Origin of the sequence: Rhodococcus sp. NPDC056960, assembly GCF_042674125.1 — a bacterium.
GTDB lineage: Bacteria > Actinomycetota > Actinomycetes > Mycobacteriales > Mycobacteriaceae > Rhodococcus_F.
On the sequence record NZ_JBHURF010000007.1, the window covers coordinates 189,414 to 209,033 of the forward strand.

16 protein-coding genes are annotated in these 19,620 nt (G+C 69.2%); 4 read left to right on the forward strand and 12 right to left on the reverse strand.

What is annotated here, in order from left to right; genetic code table 11:
• Positions 1–54: 54 nt before the first annotated feature.
• The 3 genes from shbA to ACFTWF_RS13205 are packed head-to-tail and all read left to right on the forward strand — an operon-like array spanning position 55 to position 2,076.
• Entirely contained in the window at positions 55–639 is a 585-nt protein-coding gene (gene shbA, locus ACFTWF_RS13195) for an RNA polymerase sigma factor ShbA (protein WP_378461651.1), read from the forward strand.
• 52 nt (positions 640–691) lie between these two features.
• On the forward strand, positions 692–1,789 hold the full coding sequence (locus tag ACFTWF_RS13200) for a WD40/YVTN/BNR-like repeat-containing protein (protein WP_378461652.1): 1,098 nt from the start codon (positions 692–694) through the stop codon (positions 1,787–1,789).
• Entirely contained in the window at positions 1,786–2,076 is a 291-nt protein-coding gene (locus ACFTWF_RS13205; protein WP_280780462.1) for a MoaD/ThiS family protein, read from the forward strand. Before ACFTWF_RS13200 ends, ACFTWF_RS13205 begins: the two co-directional genes overlap by 4 nt.
• Before the next feature lie 5 nt (positions 2,077–2,081).
• Here ACFTWF_RS13205 and ACFTWF_RS13210 read toward each other — a convergent pair whose 3' ends face one another.
• A complete protein-coding gene (locus ACFTWF_RS13210; RefSeq protein WP_378461653.1) occupies positions 2,082–2,753 on the reverse strand; it encodes a cyclase family protein in 672 nt (223 codons plus the stop codon).
• 71 nt (positions 2,754–2,824) lie between these two features.
• On the opposite strand from ACFTWF_RS13210, the gene ACFTWF_RS13215 reads away from it, so the two are divergent.
• Positions 2,825–6,313: a protein kinase gene (locus ACFTWF_RS13215; RefSeq protein ID WP_378461654.1), complete on the forward strand. Its 3,489-nt coding sequence runs from the start codon at positions 2,825–2,827 to the stop codon at positions 6,311–6,313.
• Positions 6,314–6,320: 7 nt separating this feature from the next.
• Here the strand turns inward: ACFTWF_RS13215 and ACFTWF_RS13220 are convergent, their stop codons facing one another.
• The 11 genes from ACFTWF_RS13220 to ACFTWF_RS13270 are packed head-to-tail and all read right to left on the reverse strand — an operon-like array spanning position 6,321 to position 19,558.
• Positions 6,321–7,331, reverse strand: a complete 1,011-nt coding sequence (locus tag ACFTWF_RS13220; RefSeq protein ID WP_378461655.1) for an aldo/keto reductase — start codon at positions 7,329–7,331, stop codon at positions 6,321–6,323.
• A gap of 2 nt (positions 7,332–7,333) precedes the next feature.
• Entirely contained in the window at positions 7,334–7,825 is a 492-nt protein-coding gene (locus ACFTWF_RS13225) for a hypothetical protein (protein ID WP_378461656.1), read from the reverse strand.
• Between the two features lie 4 nt (positions 7,826–7,829).
• Positions 7,830–9,431: a GMC family oxidoreductase gene (locus ACFTWF_RS13230; RefSeq protein WP_378461657.1), complete on the reverse strand. Its 1,602-nt coding sequence runs from the start codon at positions 9,429–9,431 to the stop codon at positions 7,830–7,832.
• A complete protein-coding gene (locus ACFTWF_RS13235; protein ID WP_378461658.1) occupies positions 9,428–10,939 on the reverse strand; it encodes an aldehyde dehydrogenase family protein in 1,512 nt (503 codons plus the stop codon). The genes ACFTWF_RS13230 and ACFTWF_RS13235 overlap by 4 nt, the downstream gene beginning before the upstream one ends.
• A gap of 15 nt (positions 10,940–10,954) precedes the next feature.
• Positions 10,955–12,073, reverse strand: a complete 1,119-nt coding sequence (locus ACFTWF_RS13240; RefSeq protein WP_378461659.1) for a Zn-dependent alcohol dehydrogenase — start codon at positions 12,071–12,073, stop codon at positions 10,955–10,957.
• Between the two features lie 34 nt (positions 12,074–12,107).
• Positions 12,108–13,118, reverse strand: a complete 1,011-nt coding sequence (locus ACFTWF_RS13245) for an ABC transporter permease (RefSeq protein WP_378461660.1) — start codon at positions 13,116–13,118, stop codon at positions 12,108–12,110.
• Complete coding sequence (locus tag ACFTWF_RS13250; protein ID WP_378461661.1) at positions 13,115–14,632, reverse strand: sugar ABC transporter ATP-binding protein; 1,518 nt, start codon at positions 14,630–14,632, stop codon at positions 13,115–13,117. Before ACFTWF_RS13250 ends, ACFTWF_RS13245 begins: the two co-directional genes overlap by 4 nt.
• The gene (locus ACFTWF_RS13255; protein ID WP_378461662.1) at positions 14,629–15,660 is read right to left on the reverse strand and encodes an ABC transporter permease; all 1,032 of its coding nucleotides are present in this window, start codon (positions 15,658–15,660) and stop codon (positions 14,629–14,631) included. The genes ACFTWF_RS13250 and ACFTWF_RS13255 overlap by 4 nt, the downstream gene beginning before the upstream one ends.
• 34 nt (positions 15,661–15,694) lie before the next feature.
• Complete coding sequence (locus ACFTWF_RS13260; protein ID WP_378461663.1) at positions 15,695–16,804, reverse strand: sugar ABC transporter substrate-binding protein; 1,110 nt, start codon at positions 16,802–16,804, stop codon at positions 15,695–15,697.
• On the reverse strand, positions 16,801–17,985 hold the full coding sequence (locus ACFTWF_RS13265) for an acyl-CoA dehydrogenase family protein (RefSeq protein WP_378461664.1): 1,185 nt from the start codon (positions 17,983–17,985) through the stop codon (positions 16,801–16,803). Before ACFTWF_RS13265 ends, ACFTWF_RS13260 begins: the two co-directional genes overlap by 4 nt.
• A gap of 10 nt (positions 17,986–17,995) precedes the next feature.
• Positions 17,996–19,558, reverse strand: coding sequence for a CoA-transferase (locus tag ACFTWF_RS13270; RefSeq protein WP_378461665.1), 1,563 nt, complete (start codon positions 19,556–19,558; stop codon positions 17,996–17,998).
• Positions 19,559–19,620: the final 62 nt, after the last annotated feature.

Below are 19,620 nucleotides of genomic sequence, written 5' to 3' on the forward strand. Positions count from 1 at the left end.
ACGATCGCGCGTTCCCCCGAGGCTTGATGCAGCCGCAGGAACAGGGAGAACGCCATGATCGAGTTGGATGCCAGAGCCGAGTTGGAACGACTCGCGCCTTCCGCAGCGGCGGGCGACGAAGACGCCGTCGAGGAGGTTCTCCGGATCGCGCACCCGCTCGTGCACCGCTACTGCACCACCCGGCTCGAATCGGTGGATCACCCGCACGCCACCGCCGACGACGTCACCCAGGATGTGTGCCTCGCGTTGATGAGCGCCCTGCGGACGTACGAGAATCGGGGAAAGTCGCTGCTGTCGTTCATCTTCGGCATCGCGGCGCACAAGGTCTCGGACGCCCGGCGCCGCGCCACCCGCTGGTCCGCGCCGACCGCACGCTTCGCCGCCGCACATCACGTGGCCGTCGTCGAGGACGGCCCCGAGCATCACGTCCTGCGCCGCGAACTCCGCGGTGAGATGGGCGAGCTCGTGGACACCCTTCCGGTCCGGCACCAGCAGATCCTCTTCATGCGCATCGTCGTCGGTATGACGGCCGAGCAGACCGCCCGGGTCCTGGACACCACTCCGGGCGCCGTCCGCGTCGCCCAGCATCGGGCCCTGAGCCACCTGCGGGCGAGGATCGGGCACGGGCCGGCCCGCTGACGGTTCCCGCTGCACCGTTGCCATTCACCGGGCCGAGTGGTCCGATGGATTCATGAGCGCAGCCGACGCCGTCCTGCTCGCGATCGGAACGAAGAAGGGCCTGTGGCTGGCCACCAGCCGCGACCGCGCGACCTGGTCGCTGTCGGGCCCGCACTTCCTGATGAACGAGATTCCGAGCATCGGGATCGACACACGCGGGGGCCGCACCCGCATTCTGGTCGGGGTCCGGTCCGAACACTGGGGCCCGACCGTCGCGCACTCCGACGACCTGGGGGCCACGTGGACCGAACCGGACCACGGTGCCATCCGCTTCGGCGACGGTGACGGCGCCGCGCTCGAACGGGTGTGGCAGCTGCGGCCCGACACGGACGACCGTCCCGGCGTCGTGTGGGCCGGGTGCGAGCCGATCTCGGTGTGGCGGTCCGTCGACGGCGGTGAGCACTTCGACCTCGAACGCGGACTGTGGGACCATCCGCACCGGTCCGAGTGGGGTGCCGGGTTCGGCGGTGCCGCAGCACATTCCGTGGTGCCGCACCCGGAGGACGCGAACACGGTGCATGTCGCCATGAGCACGGGAGGCGTCTACCGGACCACCGACGGGGGCGCGTCGTGGGAGCCGCGCAACACCGGGATCGCGGCCCATTTCCTGCCGGACCCGAATCCGGAGTTCGGCCAGTGCGTCCACAAGATCGCCCGCGACGCCGTGGTCCCGGACCGGTTGTACGCCCAGAACCATCACGGGGTGTACCGCACCGACGACAGCGGCGACACGTGGAAGTCGATCGCGGACGGCCTGCCGTCCGACTTCGGGTTCGTGATGCTCACCCATCCCCGGCGCGAGGGAACGGTGTGGGTGGTGCCGATCGAGGCGGACCGGGAACGGATACCCCCGGGCGGCCGGCTCGCCGTCTACCGCAGCGAGGACGCCGGGAACAGCTGGACCCGGCTCGACAGCGGATTGCCGGAACACGACTACAACGTGGTGCTCCGCGACGCCGCCGCCGTCGACACCGCCGACCCGGTCGGCGTCTACTTCGGCACGCGCGGCGGTGAGGTCTACGGCAGCGCCGACGAGGGCGCGTCGTTCACGACGGTCGCCGCGCACCTGCCCGACGTCCTGTGTGTGCGGGCCGCGGTGATCACGTCGTGAGCGGGGGCGTGACCGTGCGGGTTCCGCGGGCGCTCGCGTCGATCGTCGGCGGGGAGCGTTCCGTGCACGTGCCCCTCGACGCCGCCTCGACCGTGTCGCACGTGCTCGACGTCCTCGCCGGCGAGTTCCCGATTCTCGGCCGCCGGATTCGCGACGAGACCGGCGCCCTGCGGCGGTACGTCAACGTCTACGTCGACGGTGAGGACGTCCGGCTGCTCGGCGGCGTCGGCACCGAGGTGACGCCCGGGCAGGAACTGCAGATACTGCAGTCCGTGGCCGGTGGCTGACCGGGTCACCCGGCCAGTTCCATCGCCACCGCCCGGGTGGGGGCTCCGTCGCCGTCCTCCAGGACGATCGGGAGGAGGCTGACGAGCGGGTCCGGGAAGTCGATCCGGTCGAGGCGGCACAGGTTCTCGCCGATCACCCCGCCGGCGTCAGCGATCAGATGGTGGACCGGGTATCCGGCGTCCGCGTGGTCGTCGTCCGGTGTCTCGTCGATACTCGGCGCGTCGAGGCAGAACGTCCGCACTCCCCGCTCGAGCAGCAGCGTGCAGGCCGCCGGGTCGAGGAAGGGATGCGAGTAGTAGGCCTCCGTTCCGTAGTGCCGAGACCACCCGGTATGGAACACGGCGATGTCGCCCGAGTGCACGTCCTCTGCCCGGGACGCGATCAGTTCGGCGGTAATGCGCTGCCGCGCAACGAGCTCACGGAGATCGAACACCACGCCGCGGCCGACGAACAGTTCCGGCGCCACCCGGTCGATGGTCGCGGCCCCCGCCTTCAGGTGCGCCGGGGCGTCGACGTGCGTCCCGGACTGCGAGCCGATCCTGACGTCCAGCACGTTGTAACCGTCGCGTTCGAGGGTGCAGTGCCGGATCAGCGTCGGCACCGGATCACCCGGATACACCTGCATCCCGGGCCCGATCGTGTACGACAGATCGACGATTCTTCGAACATGTGCCATCGGACGATTGTGACCGGCCTCGGCGTGACCGGTCCCGCGATATGCTCGATCACGAGCGAAGAGGTGGTGGCATGACCGATTTTGATCCGCTCGCCACCCAGCGTCACTCGCTGTCGACCGTCACGGCCGAGCTGTCCGCAGTCGGTCTGGAGGACGCCAGGGAGATCGGGCACGGTGGGTTCGGGGTGGTCTACCGGTGCGCACAACCCGAACTCGACCGGACCGTCGCGGTCAAGGTCCTCACCGCGGCCCTCGACGCCGAGAACCTCGAACGGTTCCTGCGGGAACAACGCGCCATGGGCAGGCTGAGCGGCCACCCGCACATCGTCAACATCATGCAGGTCGGGACCACCGATTCCGGTCGGCCGTACATCGTGATGCAGTACCATCCCCACGATTCGCTGGACACACAGATCCGCCGGCGCGGGCCCGTCCCGTGGAGCGACGCGCTGCGCATCGGGGTCAAACTCGCCGGTGCGCTCGAGACCTCGCACCGGGTGGGCATCCTGCACCGGGACGTCAAACCGGGAAACATCCTGCTGACGGAATACGGCGAACCTCAGCTCACCGATTTCGGCATCGCCCGGATGTCGGGGGCGTTCGAGACGACGGCAGGCACTGTCACCGGCTCCCCCGCGTTCACCGCCCCCGAGGTGCTGTCGGGACGGACACCGACCGCCGCCTCCGACGTGTACAGCCTCGGCGCGACCCTGTTCAGCGCGATCACCGGGCACGCCGCTTTCGAACGGCACGACGGCGAGGAGGTGATCGCGCAATTCCTGCGCATCACCACCCAACCCGTCCCGGACCTGCGGGGCGAGGGTTTCCCCGAGGACCTCAGCGCCGTGATCCAGCGGGCCATGGCCGGGAAGCCGGAAGACCGCCCCGCGTCCGCGGCCGCGTTCGGCGACGAGTTGCGGGAGGTCGAACGCCACCACGGACTGGCCGTCGACGAGATGGCGATGCCCGTCGACGCCGGCGTCCACCACATCGACGAACCCTCGCCCGGCACGGTCTCGACCGTCTCCGGTCCGTTCCGGACGGCCACCACGGGACGCCCCCGCTACACGTCGACACCGCCACCCGCGCCGGCCACCCGGTTCCGGCCCCCCGCCGCGACCCGGCAACTCGTCGAGCGGAATCGGCTGATCGACCTGTTGCGCGCCGGCCGCCGACGCCTGCTGACCGTGATCCACGGGCCCACCGGATTCGGCAAGAGCACCCTGGCCGCCCAGTGGCGGAACGTCCTCGCCGACGAGGGTGTCGCGGTCGCGTGGCTCACCGTCGACAGCGACGACGACAACGTGGTGTGGTTCGTCGCGCACCTCATCGAGGCGATCCGCCGCGTGCGTCCCAACCTGGCCAAGGAACTCGGCCAGGTCCTCGAAGAGCACGACGACGAGGCCGAACGGTACGTCCTCACTTCGCTCGTCAACCAGATCCACGAGAGCGGCGAGCGGATCGCGCTGATCATCGACGACTGGCAGCGCGTGTCCGAACCCGCGACGATCGGCGCCCTGGAATTTCTCCTCGACAACGGGTGCCACCACCTGCAGGTCGTGGTGACGAGCCGCACCCGGGCCGGGTTGCCGATGAGCCGCATGCGCGTCAAGGACGAACTCGTCGAAATCGACTACTCGGAACTGCGTTTCGACGACTCGGAGGCGCGGTCGTTCCTCGTCGACCTCGGCGGCCTGCCGCTCGAGAACGAGGACGTCACCGAACTCCGCGACTCGACCGACGGGTGGGTGGCGGCACTGCAACTGGCGTCGCTCTCGCTGCGCGGGCGATCGGATCCGTCGGAACTGATCGCCGGACTGTCCGGACGCCACCACGCGATCGGCGAATTTCTCGCCGAGAACGTCCTCGACACCCTCGAACCGGAAATGCTCGATTTCCTCCTGGCCACCTCGATCACCGAACGCACCTGCGGCAGTCTCGCCTGCGTCCTCGCAGACACCGCGCGCGGGCAGGCGATGCTCGAGGCGGCCGAGGACCGGGACCTGTTCCTCCGCCACATCGACGACGAGCGAACGTGGTTCCGCTACCACGCGCTCTTCGCGGAGTTCCTGCGCCGCAGGCTCGAACGCGACCGGCCGGACCGGGTTCAGGCACTGCACCGTGCCGCGTCCCGCTGGTTCTGCGACCACAGCCTGCTCCGCGAGGCCGTCGAGCACGCGCTCGCCGGCGGCGAGGAACAGCGCGCCGTCCAACTCGTCGAGGCCGACGGGTTGCTCCTGCTCGAGCTGTCGCAGTCGGCGACATTGACGTCGGTGATGGACACTCTCCCACCGCACCTCGTCGCCGCGAGCGCCCGGCTGCAGGTCACCACCGCGTGGGCGCATGCGATGGCGCACCGGATGCCGACAGCCGAACGGGCGCTCGAACGTGCCGAGTGGGCGCTCGAGCACTTCGACACCGGAGACGCCGCCGCCCTGCGCGCCGAGGTCGGCGCCGTCCGCGCCGTGATCGAACTACGGGCCGACCGGATCGAGCGCATCGACGACCTCGTCGCCGACGTCCTCGCACAGCCTGAGTCACTGCACCCGTGGGTGGTGTGCGCCGCGTTCAACGTCACGACGTTCGCCGCGGTGTACCGCTTCGACTTCGCGGAGGTGCGCCGGATCCACGAGGTCGCGCGGCCGTTCTACGAGCGGAACAAGGGACCGCACAACGTCGTTCACGGCCAGAGCTATCTGGGTGTCGCATCGTACGAGCAACTCGACATCGACGACGCCGTCGACCGGTTCCGGCGGGCCCGCCGAGCCGGACGGAAACTGGGCGGTCCGCGGGCGCCGTCCGCCCGGCTCGCCGGGTCACTGCTCGGCGAGGTGCTCTACGAACGCGGAGACGTCGATGAGGCCGAACGTCTCCTCGACGACGGATACACCCTCGCCGTCGAGACCGGCGGGGTCGATTTCAAGATCGCCCGCTACGTCACCGGAGCCCACGTCAAGGCGCTGCGTGGCGACCGCGAGGAGGCGACGGCACGCCTGCACGCGGGGCTGGAAGTGGCCGAAACCTACTCCCTCGCCCGGCTGCGCGCCCGCGCCGAGAACGAACGTCGCCGGCTCGGCATCACCGCGCACCCCACCCTGCGCGTCCCCGAACCGGTTCGCTTCGAGGACCGGCGACGCCCCGTGTCGGGGATCGGCGAGATCGTCGCGCAGGTGGAGGAGGCCACCGCGATACGGCACCTGCTCGCCACCGGATCACAAGCGAAAATCGAACTCGCGCGCACCTGGGCGCAGGAGTGGACGGACCGGCTGGCCGGCACCGGCCGCAACCGCGCCCACCTCCTGGCCGAGCGCCTCCGGGTGGCGTGCCTCGCCGCCGCGGGCCGCGAAGACGAGGCGAAGGGCGCCCTCGCCGCCATCGCCTCGATCTGCGCGGCGCGCGGTCTCCTGCGGGTGCTTCCCGACGGCGGGCCGCTCGTCGTCGCCCTGATCACGGATCTGCGGGCCGATCAGCAGGCCGGATCCTGGCAACCCGACTGGGCGACCGTGCCCTCCGGTTTTCTCGACGAACTGCAGAACTCGATCGCCCCGTACACGATGTGATCCGCGGTCAGGACGGTGTGGGCGCATCCTCCAGGATCAGCCCCGCGGCGCGCAGATCCTCCCAGAATTCTGCCGGGACCGGGTGTTCGAGCCAGGCCGCGTTCTGCCGCAACTGCTCGCGGTTCCGGGCGCCCAGCAGAAGTTCCCGCACCGCGGGATGTGCGGCCGCGAACTGAATCGACGCGGCCGCCAACGGAACCCGATGACGGTCGCAGAACTTCTCGATGTCGCGCACCCGGTTCAGCACGTCTTCGGACGCGGCCCGGTAGTTGAACTTGGCGCCGGGCACCGCGCCGGTGGCCAGGATGCCCGAGTTGAACACGCCGCCGAGGACGATCGCGACGTCACGCTCCACCGCGAGCGGCAGCAGGTCCGTCACCGGATCCTGCTCGAGCAGTGTGTATCTCCCCGCGAGGAGGACGCAGTCGAGATCGACGCGTTGGAGGACGTCCACGCAGACGTCGGCCTCGTTGACCCCGACACCGATCGCCCGGACCATGCCCTCCTCCCGCAACCGGATCAGCGCGGGAAACGCACCCGCGAGCGCTTCCGCGAACCGGGCGGGCTGGGCGTCGCCGTGCGTGTACCGGTCGACGTCGTGCACGTAGAGGATGTCGAATCTGTCCTGGCACATACGCTGCAGGCTGTCGTCCACCTGCCGCAGGACCGCGTCGTACGAGTAGTCGAAGTCGGCCCGGAACGGCGGGGTGTCGACCCAGATCCCGGTGTCGAACGCCCCCCGGGGCGCGGGTGTCAACGTGCGCCCCACCTTCGTGGACAACACGTAGTCGCCGCGGTCCCGGGTCAGCAGTGCATGGCCAAGCCGGTGCTCGGACAGTCCGTGCCCGTACATGGGCGCGGTGTCGAACGAACGCACCCCCATGTCCCAGGCCTCGGCGATCTGCGCCTGGGCCTCCGCCTCGGGGACCGGCCGGAAGATGTTGCCGATCGGCGCACCGCCGTAGCCGAGCAGGGTCACGTCGAATCCGGCACGCCCGAACGTCCGAGTGTCGGTCACCTTCACGAGTTCTCGCCTCCGTTGCCGAGGAACAGGGTGCCCGGATCGCGCATCACGGTATCCATCTCGCGAAGGCACACCACCTTGATCGCCGCGACGATGAGTTCCGAATAGAACTGGTCGTGGTACCACTTGTCGCCGCTGTACGCCACGACCAGCCCGCCCTCGCCGACCGCGCTGCCACCCCATTTGGTCCAGCCCTGCTGGTAGAGGTAGGGATGCAGCTGCTGAACGGTGTGCGACGGCAGACCGGTGGTCCAGCTGATCCGCGCCTTCGACTCGGCGATCGCGTCGTACGGCCCGGCCCAGTCCTTCTTCTCACCCCAGCTTCGGCGGAAGACGACGGGCAACTCCGCATCGGGAGACGGGGCGACGCCCGGCCGGAGCACGACGAGGTGCCCCGGCCCTCCGTGGGAAAGGTTCTCGATCGACGGCAGGGCGAGTTCGACGGCCTCGCGCGCGATGTCTTCGGTCAGTCCGGAAAAGTTGGTCATCCGGTCATCCTTCCCCACGGATCAGATCGATCGCCTTCTCGGCGATCATCACCGTGGGTGCCTGCGTGTTGGAACTGACGATCCGCGGCATGACGGACGAGTCGACCACCCGCAGACCCTCGATTCCCCTCACCTTCAGTTCCGGTGAGACCACGGCGTCGTCGCCGACGCCCATCGCGCACGTGCCGACCGGGTGGTACGAGGTACGGCCGTACGCCCGAACGAACTTCACGTAGTCGTCCTTGGTGTTCACCGACAGGCCGCCTGCCAGGTGCTCCGCCTTGACGTGCCGGGCCATCGACGACTGCGCCATGATCTCCCGGCTCTGCCGCAGCCCCTCGATGCTCGACTCGAGGTCGAAGTCGGTGGCGAGGAAGTTCGGGTCGATCAGCGGCGGGGCGGTGGGATCGTTCGACCTGATCTTCACCGAGCCGCGGCTCTCCGGCCGCAGCGCGTACGAGTTGAGGGTGCAGCCGTAACCGGGACGGACCGCCGCGACACCGGCCTCCACACCGGCGGCGGGCAGGAAGTGGAACTGCAGATCCGGTATCGACTCCTTCGCGTGGCCGAAGCTGAACCCACCGGCCTCGACGACGGTCGACGCCAGCGGGCCCCGACGGAAGGCCGCATACTGCAGTCCGGCCTTCGCCGTGGCCGGTCGGATCAGGTTCAGGCGGTCGAGGCTCTGGTATTCGCGGAGTTCGTAGATGACGTCGAGATCGCAGTGGTCGTGTAGATTCCGGCCGACACCGGGAAGGGCATGGGCCACCTCGACATTCGCGCCCCGGAGGTCGTCGGGATGACCGATCCCCGACAGCTGCAGGATCTTGGGTGATCCGAACGCACCCGCCGCGACCAGCACCTCACGCGACGCGCGGAACGTCTCCGCGCCGTGCGGGGTGAGCACCTCGATCCCGGTGGCGCGGCCGCCGTCGAGGAGCACCCGCGACACGGTGACGTTCTGCCGCACCGTCAGGTTGGGTCGTTTCCTGGCGGGCGCGAGGTACGCGACCGAGGCGCTGCACCGGCGGGCGTTCTTCGTGGTGGTCTGATAGAGGCCCACACCGTACTGGTGCGCGCCGTTGAAGTCGCCGTTGAACGGCAGCCCGAATTCCTGACCCGCCTGGACGAACGACTTCGACAGTGGATGGGGGTTGACGGGATCGGAGACCCCGAGCGGACCGTCGGTCCCGTGGTACGGCGCCGACAGCCGTTCGTTGTCCTCGGACCGGAGGAAGTACTTCTGGATCTCGTCGAACGACCATCCCGCGCAGCCGTATTTCAGCGCCCACTCGTCGTAGTCCTCGTGCGCTCCGCGGGTGAACACCTGGGCGTTGATGGAGCCGCCGCCGCCGATGACCTTGCCCTGGGCGAGCGGAATGACCCGGTCGTTGCAGTGCTTCTGCGGAACGCTCGAGAATCCCCAGTCGTACTTGCTGGCGGTGAGTTTCGCGAAGCCCGCGGGCACGTGGATGAACGGATGCCGGTCGCTGCCGCCGGCCTCGAGCAGGAGGACCCGCACCGTCGGATCCTCGGTCAGCCGTCCGGCCAGCACACAGCCGGCGGTGCCGCCGCCGGCGATGACGTAGTCGTAGGTGGCACTCATCGGTTGCCTCCGGTCCAGTTCGGGAACACGCGTGTGCGCGGTCCGGTGCGGATCTGAATGGTCTTGACGTCGGTGAATTCGTCGAACCCGGCCTGCCCCATCTCGCGGCCGAACCCGCTCTGCTTCATGCCGCCCGCAGGAAGTTGCGGTGCGCCGTCGATGGTCGTGTTCACCCACACGCGGCCACTGCGCATCTCCTTCGCCACCCGCAGCGCCTTGTCGATGTTCTTGGTCCAGATCGACCCGGCGAGTCCGTATTCCGTGGCGTTGGCGAGCCGGATGGCGTCGTCGACGTCGGTGAAGCGGGTGACGGTGAGCACGGGACCGAAGATCTCCTCCTGGAAGGCGGCGGACGTCTCGGTCACGCCGTCCAGGATCGTGGGTGCGACGAAATACCCACTCCCCCATGCGTCGCCGTCGAGACGGGCGCCGCCGGTCAGAACGGTCGCGCCGTCCCGGCGTGCCGCGTCGATGTGCCCGAGCACCTTCTCGAGGTGACCGGCGTCGATCATCGGGCCCAGTTCGCTCGCGTCGTCGAGCGGTCCGCCCACCGTGATACGGCCCGCGGCCTCGACGAGGCGGGCGAGGAAGGCGTCCGCGATCGAATCCTGGATCAGGAGCCGGGCCCCCGACACGCAGCATTCACCCTGGTTGAAGAACACGCCGAACAGGACGCCGTCGAGTGCATCGTCCAGGTCTGCGTCGTCGAACACGACGCTCGCGGCCTTGCCGCCCAGTTCCATCGACAGCCGCTTGACGCTGCCCGCCGAGGCCTCGACGATCCGCTTGCCGGTGGCGGTGCTCCCGGTGAACGACAAGATATCGACCAGGCTGCTCTCCGCGAGCGGAGCACCGACCTCGGTACCCGCCCCCGTCACCACGTTCACCACGCCGTCGGGGACCCCGGCCTCGGTGAGCAGCCGGGCCAGTTCGACGGCGGTGCCGGACGTGAACTCGGACGGCTTCACCACCGCCGTGCAGCCCGCGCCGAGCGCGAACGGCAGCTTCTGCGCAAGCAGGAGCAGCGGGAAATTCCACGGGATGATCATGCCGACCACGCCGGCGGGCTCCCGGATCACCATGGCGGTGCAGTTCTCGCCGAGCGCGGTGTGCGCCTCTCCGTGCATCGTCATCGCCAGCGCCGCCGCGTACTCGAACAGCTCGATGCTCGCCGCGACGTCACCGCGGGCCAGGGTGATCGGTTTGCCGCACTCCTCGGCGTCGATCCGGGCAAGTCGTTCCCGGTGCTCGCGCATCAGCTCCGCGCACCGGAGAAGTGTCCGCCCGCGGTCCATCGCGGTCCAGCGCGGCCACTCGCCCGCGTCGAAGGCCGCGCGCGCGACCGTCACGGCCTCGAGGGCGTCGGCGCGGGTGCCCGCGGTGAACGTGGCAACCACGCGGCCGTCGGCCGGGCTGACCCGCTCGACGATGGTCTCGGACGGGGGCAAGCTGCGCCCACCGATGAAATGTCCGTAGCTACGGACCTGTGTTGCTTCGACTGTCGACATGTGTGCAGTTCCTCGTCAGTGTTCGTGGATCAGGACACCACGCAGGTTGAGCCCCGCGTGCATGTCCACGTATGCGTCGTTCACCTGGTCCAGGCTGTAGCGCCGGGTGATCAGTTCGTCCAGCTTCAGTCGCCCCGACTTGTAGTAGTCCAGCAGCGCCGGGATGTCGCGGGTGGGATTGCAGTTGCCGAACAGCACGCCGCGCAGATGCTTGGCGTACACCACCAGTTCGAGCGGGCTGATCGGGATTCCGGGTTCGTTCTGGCCGATCGACACGACGGCGACGGTGCCCTCCTTGCGGACGGCGCCGAACGCGTCGGCGATCAGCCGGCCGTCCACCACCCCGACGGTGACGACGGCGCTGTCGGCACCCTGACCGTTGGTGACCGAGCGGACGAACGGCATGGCCTCGTCGATCGAGGCGTACGCGTGGGTGGCGCCGAGTTCCAGGGCGCGTTCGCGTTTGAACGCGACCGGGTCGACGGCGACGACGTGTGCGGCGCCCGCGTGGTGGGCACCCTGCACGGCGTTGATCCCGACACCGCCGACCCCGACGACCATCGTCGTGTCCCGGGGGCGGACGCCCGCGCCGTTCACGGCGGAGCCCCACCCGGTGGCGACACCGCACGAGACGAGGCAGGCCACGTCGAAGGGGATGTCGTCGTCGATCCTGACGGCCTGGGCCTGCGACGTGACGAGGTAGTTCGCGAACGTGCCGAGGCGTTGCATGGCGCCGATGGGCCGCCCCGACTGCGTGGCGAACCGCGCCGTTCCGTCGAGCATGAAACCAGCCTCCATACCGGCCCCCGTGTCGCAGATATATTGCATCCCCTGCGCGCACCAGGCGCAAGTTCCGCAGGCCGGGAGGTAGGCGGTGGCGACGTGGTCGCCGACGGCGAGCCGGGTGACACCGGGCCCCACCTCGTCGATCACACCGGCACCCTCGTGCCCGCCGACCAGCGGCAGCGTGTTGGGGATGTCGCCGGTGACGAGGTGATCGTCGGAGTGACAGAGTCCGGACGCCATCACCTTGATCCGCACTTCTCCGGGGCCGGGCTCCGCGAGGACGAGATCGTCGACCTCCCACTTGCCGCCCACTTCGGAAATCACCGCACCGCGTGCCGTTGTACTCATCGTTCTCCTTCGAATCTCGCACTCACACAAAGTCTTACTTGATGATCGAGAGCCGGCTGCGGTCGAGGGTCACGGCGACCGCGACGATGACGACCGCGCCGTACACGATCTGCTGGAAGCTGGGGTCGATGCCGGCCACCGAGCCGCCGACCCGCAGGACGGTGACCACGAGGGCGCCGACGAGCACGCGCCACGCTCCGCCGATTCCACCGGTGATGGCGCAACCGCCGACCAGCACGGCCGCGATGGCGGGCAGGAGCAGGGAATCCGCGAGTTGCGGTGCGGCGCTCTGCTGCTGGGCCGACAGGACGATACCCGCGGCGCCCGCGAAGAACCCGGACAGGGCGAACGCGCCGATCCGGACGATCCGGGTCCGGACCCCGCTCATCATCGCCGCCGTCTCCCCCAGCCCGACGAGGTGAAAGACGTTGCCCCGCGGCGAGAACCGCATCGCGCAGAACACCGCGGTCACCGCCGCCACGCCCGCCCACACCGCCATCGGGAGCCCTAGGACGGTCCACGAACTGAGCCAGAAGATCGCGTCGTACCCCTCGCTGATGTAGATGGTCGTCGACCCCGACGCGACGAGCGCGACCGCGCCCCAGAATCCCAGCGCCCCCAGCGAGACCACGAACGACGGGACCTGCCCGAAGACGATAAGCAGACCGGTCAGCGCGCCGATCAGGGTGAGCGCCACGAGGGTGACGACGACGGCGAGCGGACCGAGGGAGCCGATCGCCGTCGCCAGGATCACCGTGGCGAGCGACGCGAGCGCTGCCACCGACAGGTCGATGCCGCCGGTGAGGATGACGAACATCTGACCGAGCCCGAGCAACAGAATCGGGACCGCCTGCGCCGAGACCACCGCGAGGGCGTTCATCGACAGGAAGTTCGGTTCGGCGAGAGCGACGAGGAGGACGAGTGCGACCAGCACCACCGACGGGCCTGCCAGGCGGAGCCGGTCGCGGGTGGACCGCGATACCGTGCGGGCCTGCCGCTCCGGCGCGCGCGTGGGGGTCGAAGTTATTGTTGCCACGGCGATCACATCATCTTCTCGAGGAGTTGGAGTTTGCTGGGCGGGTTTCCGGGTGGTGAGTCGAAGGCGCCGGTGATCTCGCCGTCCCGCATCACGATCACGCGGTGGCCGAGGCCGATCGCCTCGTCGAGGGTGTCGGCGAGCACCAGAATGGCCACGCCCCGGTCGGAGAGGTCGCGGAACAGGGCGTAGAGGTCTTCCTTCGCGCCGATGTCGAGGCCGCGGGTGGGGTGGTCGAGAACCAGCACCTTCAGGCCGTCGCCGAGGATCCACTTGGCCACCACGGCCTTCTGCTGGTTGCCGCCCGACAGTCGCGCGATGTCGGCGTCGGGGTCGGCGGGCCGGATTCCGAGCGTCTCGATCCAGGTGCCCGCCGTCTCCGCTATTCGGGCGCCCGAGGAGATCCGGCCGCCACCGGCCTTCACCGGATGCACGGCCGCGATGTTCTGCGCGACGGTGGCTCCGGCGATCATGCCCTCGACGCGGCGCTCGGCGGGAACGTAGGCGACACCGGACCGCACGGCATCCGCGGGTGATCCGGGGGCCGAACGCCGTCCGTCGATCTGGACGGTTCCGGAGTCGACGGGGACGGCGCCGAAGACGGCGCGGGCCACCTCCTCGCGTCCGGAGTCGACCACGCCCACCACCGACACGATCTCGCCGGGGTGGACGTCCAGCGACACGTCCTTCGCCTTGCCGCCGCACGTGAGGTTGCGGACCGACAGGGTCGGCGTGCCCGCCCGGGAGACCGGCTGCTTGCGCTCCGACGAGTAGATCTCCTCGGCCGCACCCTTCCCGATCATCAGCTGGTACAGCTCGGATTCGGTTGCTGCCGAGGCGATCCGCTCACCGACCACCTTGCCGTCGCGCAACACGTATACGCGGTCGGAGAAGCGGAGAACCTCGTCGAGACGGTGGGAGACGAAGACGACGGAGCCGCGCTCCTTGAGGGCGGTGACCCGGCGGTGGAGGACCTCGACGTCCTCGGGTTCGAGCACCGACGTCGGCTCGTCCAGGATCAGCAGCGGCGGGTGCTCCACCTGCCTGCCGCTGACGGCCCGCGCCACCTCCACCATCTGGCGCTGGGCGAACCCGAGTGTCTCGGTGAGCGCGCCCGGATCGAGCGTCGACTCCACCACCGACAGCATCTCCCGGGCGCGGGCCCGGATCCGGCGCCGGCGGAGGAACCCGGCACGGGCGGTGTCGCCCTCGTGTCCGAGGATCAGGTTCTGGCCGACGGTGAGGTTCGGGAGCAGCGACTGCTCCTGATGCACCACCCCGATCCCGTGGTCGGCGGCGTCGGCCGGGTTTGCGAAGCTCACGTCGCGCCCGCCCAGCATCATCCGGCCGCCGTCCTGGCGGTGCACTCCCGCGAGGATCTTGAGCAGGGTGGACTTTCCGGCGCCGTTCTCGCCGATCAGCCCCACGACCTCGTTCGGGGCGATGGTCAGGCTCACGTCGTCGAGGACGGTGTTGGGTCCGAATTTCTTGGTGACGTTGCGAAGTTCCAGGAGAGATGTCATTTCACGACCCTCAATCGACTGCGGGCGGGCCACCCGGTGGCGATCACCGCGACCACGATGATGAGCCCCTGCGCGCCCTGCTGGATGTACGGGCTGGCGCCCGACAGGAGAAGTCCGTTGCCGAGGACCACGAGGAGCAGCACACCCACCAGGGAGTGCAGCGGACCGCCGCGACCGCCGCTCAGCAGGGTGCCGCCGACGACCACCGCGGACAGCGTGAGGAAGAGGCTGCCCGATCCGACGCTCACGTCGCCGACTCCGAGCCGGATGGTGGCCAGCACGCCGCCGAGCCCGGACAGCAGTCCGGCGACGGCGAACAGGATGATCTTGGTACGCCCGACCGGGACGCCCGCCAGGCGGCTGGTCGCCTCGTCGCCGCCGATCGCGTAGGTGTGCATGCCGAGCCGGGTTCCCTTGCACAGCAGCACCGTCACGGCCACGGCGGCGAGTGCGAACACGACGACGACAGGAAGCCCGAGCCAGTGACCGCCCGCCCACGCCGCGAGCGACGGGTCGGCGAGCTGGGGGGTGGAGGTGCCGAAGAGCACGGTGGCGACACCGAGTCCGACGAACCAGGTACCCAGCGTGACGAGGAAGGACGGCACCCGGGCGACGACGTGGAGCACGCCGTTGACCACTCCGAAGAGCAGACCGACCCCCAGCGCCAGCAGGACCGCGAGGAGTCCCAGGTCGTTGCCGTTGACACTGTTCGCGGCGAGCAGGACGAACGTCAGCCCACTGGCCGCCATCACGCCCTCGATCGACAGGTCCACGCCGCCCACCAGAACCACCAGCGTGGCGCCCATCGCGAGGACCACGGGAATCGCGGCCTGCTCCACGATCGCCATCGCGTTGCTCGCCGTCGCGAAACCGGGGGCCAGCGCCGCGAACACGGTGCACAACCCCAGCAGGGCGGCGAGTGGGCCGGCGGTCGACAGCAGCCGGCGCACGCGGGGTCGCGTGGTGCGCGCGGGCGGGCGAGGTTCGGCGGGGGTCGTCACCTCCCCGGTCACTTCTGTCGTCGACATGGTCACTCCTTCGGAAGTTCGGTGGTAGTCGGGGTTATCGGGCGACGGGCCCGGTGATGCGGGAGAAGGGATCCTGCACGGACCGCACGATCTCCTCGTCGCTCGGCACGGTGCGGAACCGATCGACGTTGGCCGCGGTGATCAGCGACTGGTCGACGTAGAACTCGCGGTCCTCGCGGGGCAGCGACTCGACGTCGATTGCGCCGGTCATGGCCTGGTAGCAGATGGCAAGTCCCATCGCGCCGTTGAAATAGGGGTCGGTCGAGTACGTGGAGAGCAGCTCCCCGTCCGCGATGGCGCCCAGCCCTTCCGGGGTGGCGTCCGCGGCGCTGGCGATCTTGATCTCCCCCGCCCGGCCGGCCTCACGCACCGCCTGCAGAGCGCCGAGTGCCATGGAATCTGTTGCGGCCCAAATACCGTTCACCTGATCGCCGTACTTGTTGAGCAGGGTCTGCGTGGTGGTGTACGCCTTGTTGCGGTCGAAATCGGCGGGCTGGTCGTCGAGGAGGGTGACGCCGGACTGTCCGTCCATCGCCTGCTGGAAGCCCTGGAACCGGGTCTTGCTGATCTCGTTGGCGAGCAAACCCTGCAGCGCGATCACGCCGCCGGTGCCGCCGAGCGAATCGACGAGCGCCTTCCCCGTGTCGGCCCCCTGCTGGACGCCGTCGTAGGCGACGTAGGACGCCCATCCGTTTCCGACGTCCCAGGGGTGCAGGTCGCCGGGCTTGCTCCACTGAGTGACCGCGCACCCGCCGCTGTTCTGCACGGCACGCACGATCGCCGGCGTGTCGGCGCTCGTGTTGGGGTTGATGTTGAGCAGGACGGTCTTGCCCGCGGCGAGCACCGACTGCAACTGCGACAGCGCATTCTGCGAGTCGCCGCCGTAGACGATCACCTTCAGTTCGATCCCCAGCGATTCGGCGTAGGCGCGGCTGCCCTGCACCCACGCCGCCTCGTACGGGTTGGTCAGCGACCGGACCTCGGAGACCATCACCATGTCGTCCCGGTCGACGGCTGCGCCGGTCCGCTCGGTGTGTTCCGATCCCGTCGAGCAGGCGACGGCGGAGCTCGCCATCACCGAGACTGCCGCGGCGACGCCGACGGCCCGGGCTGCCGCCCTGATCGATCGTTGCGTCGGTGTCATCGTTCGTCCGACCTGCCCGCGGCACCCTTCAGCACCGCCCGGCTGATGATGAGCCGCTGCATTTCGCTGGTGCCTTCGTAGATCTTCGTGATGCGGGCGTCGCGGTAGAGGCGCTCGACCTCGTATCCGCGGATGAAGCCGTTGCCGCCGAACACCTGCACGGCGGTGTCGGCGTGGCGCACGCATCCCTCGGACGCGTACAGCTTGGCCATCGAGCAGAGCGTCTCCGCGTCGGCCGCACCGGTGTCGAGCGCCCGCGCCGCCTCCACCGACAGCGCGGTGCCGGCCCGCAGTTCCGTGGCGACGGTGGCGAGGGCGAAGGAGATGCCCTGGTTGGCGGAGATCGGCTTGCCGAACTGGCTGCGGTCGAGGGACTGCTGGGTGGCGGCGTCCAGGGCGGCGCGGCTGATGCCGAGGCTCAGACCCGAGATGCCGAGACGGCCCTTGGCCAGCACCTTCATCATGTACCCGAACGCCTGGCCCTCCTCGCCGAGGAGGGCGTCGGCCGACAGTGGGACGGAGTCGAACACCAGGCCGCCGACCTGGGAAGCGCGCTGCCCCATCTTGTGTTCGTGGTAGGCACGGCTGACACCGGGCTGGTCGACGTCCACCAGGAAGATGGAGATGCCACCGCGCTTGCCCAGTTCGGGGTCGGTGACGGCGAGGACGACCGCGAAGTCCGCGACGGGGGCGTTGTGGATGTAGATCTTCTCGCCGCTGAGCACCCAGCCGTCACCGCTGCGCACCGCTCGTGTGGTGATCGACCCGAGGTCGGATCCGGATCCCGGTTCGGTGAGCGCGTAGGCGCAGCGCTTCTCGGCGGCGAGCATCGGACGGAGGTACTGCTCCTGCTGCTCGGGGGTGCCGTAGTTGCCGAGCAGGCTGCCGAGGATCTCGACGAGGCCGCACTGGTCGGCCACCGACGCGTAGCCGTAGGACAGCGACTCCATGACGAACAGGTAGTCGAGGGCGGTGCCGCCGAATCCGCCGAGCTTCTCGGGCACGGTGATGCCGAACAGCCCGATCTTGCCCATCTCGCGGTAGATCTCATCGGGGAATCGCTCGGTTTCGTCCAGCTCGGTGGCGACCGGCCGGATCCGTTCGTCGACGAACTCGGCGACGAGCCTGCGTTCGTCGGCGCCGAGCACCGACGAGGGAATGACGCTGTGTCCGGTTGACATGTAGTTCTCCTCAGATATGTACGGCGACGGGGGCGAACGACCCCGCGTCCATCAGTCGTGGGTTCTTGATGATCGGACGGAAGCCCATGTGCGGCAGAATGTCCCGGTCGATGTCGATGCCGGGTGCGATCTCGGTCAACTCGAGTCCGTCCCCGGTGAGGACGAAGACGGCACGTTCGGTGACGTACACCGCTTCGCGCCCCTCACGGACGGCGAGAGCGCCGGAGTAGGTGACCTGATCGACGCGGTCGACGAACTTCGGCACCGCGCCTTCGCGCCGGATCACCAGTTCTCCCCCGACGATCTCGACGTCCAGGCCGCGGGCGGTGAACGTTCCGCAGAACACGGCGCGCGGCGAGTTCTGGGAAATGTCGATGAACCCGCCCGGCCCGACGATGCCGCCGCCGATCTTGCTGACGTTGACGGCCCCGGTGGCGTCGACCTCGGCCATGCCCAGGCAGCTGACGTCGAGCATTCCGCCCGAGAACAGATCGAACTGGGTGGTCGACGAATGCACGACCTTCGGTCCTCGCGCGGCCCCGAATAGATCGCCCGAGACGGGAATACCGTCGATCAGCCCCTGCTCGATGGCAAGAGTGATGTCGTCCAGCCGATCCTGTTCGGCGAGCGCGTCCACCACCAGCGCGGACACCCCGAAGCCGACGTTCAGGACGTCGCCGTTCCGAACCTCCGCGGCGGCCCGCCGGGCGATCAGCATGCGAATCGGGTCGTGGTTCGTGGCGCCGAACCCGGAGTTCGCCGCATCGCCGGACAGTTCCGGGTCGAATTCGCCCGCGTACGTCTGCCATTGGGCCGGCGCGTGGACGACGTCGTCGACCAGGACCGCCGGGATGTGCACGAGCCGCGGGTCGATCGGCCGATCGAGCAGGTTCTTCACCTGGACGACGACCCGGCCGCCGCTCGCCTTCGCCGCCTGCGCCACGGCGAGTGCGTCGAGTTGGGCCGCCTCACCCGCACACGTGACGTTTCCGGACGGGTCGATGGAATCGCCGCGGACGATCGCCACGTCGACGTGAAACGGCTTGTAGCGCAGGTACTCGCGACCGTCGAGTACGAGGAGTTCGACGAGGTCCTCGGTGGCGGACGGCGTGAACTTGCCCCCACCGTGCCGCGGGTCGACGAACGTGTCGAGACCGGTCGCCGTGACGAGTCCCGGCCTGCGCGCGCCGATCTCCCGCAGCAGCTGACTGATCGCTCCGCCGGGCCAGGCGTAGGCCTCGATCTCGTCGTTGCGGACGAGGTCGATCATGGTCGGCGACCACGTCCAGTGCCCGCCGATGACCCGCTTGATCATGCCCTTGTGCGCGAGGTGGTTGGTGCCGCGGCTCACCCGGTCGCCGATGCCGAGGGCGTGCACGATCGTGAGGTCGCGCGGCGTTCCGGTCGCGAGAAAGCACTCCTCCAGCGCCTTCAGGACGGTATCCGGTTCGAGGATGCCGCCACCCGAACCGGTGAGGGCGATCGTCGATCCCGGCGCGATGTCGCCGACGGCTCGTGTCGCGGTGGTCGGTGTCCAGCGCCTCGCCGCGGCACCCGTTCCCGGCTGTGTCATATCCGCTCCTGTAAGTGCTTACATGTGGGCATTCGGCGCATGAACGCCATTTACCTCGGTTA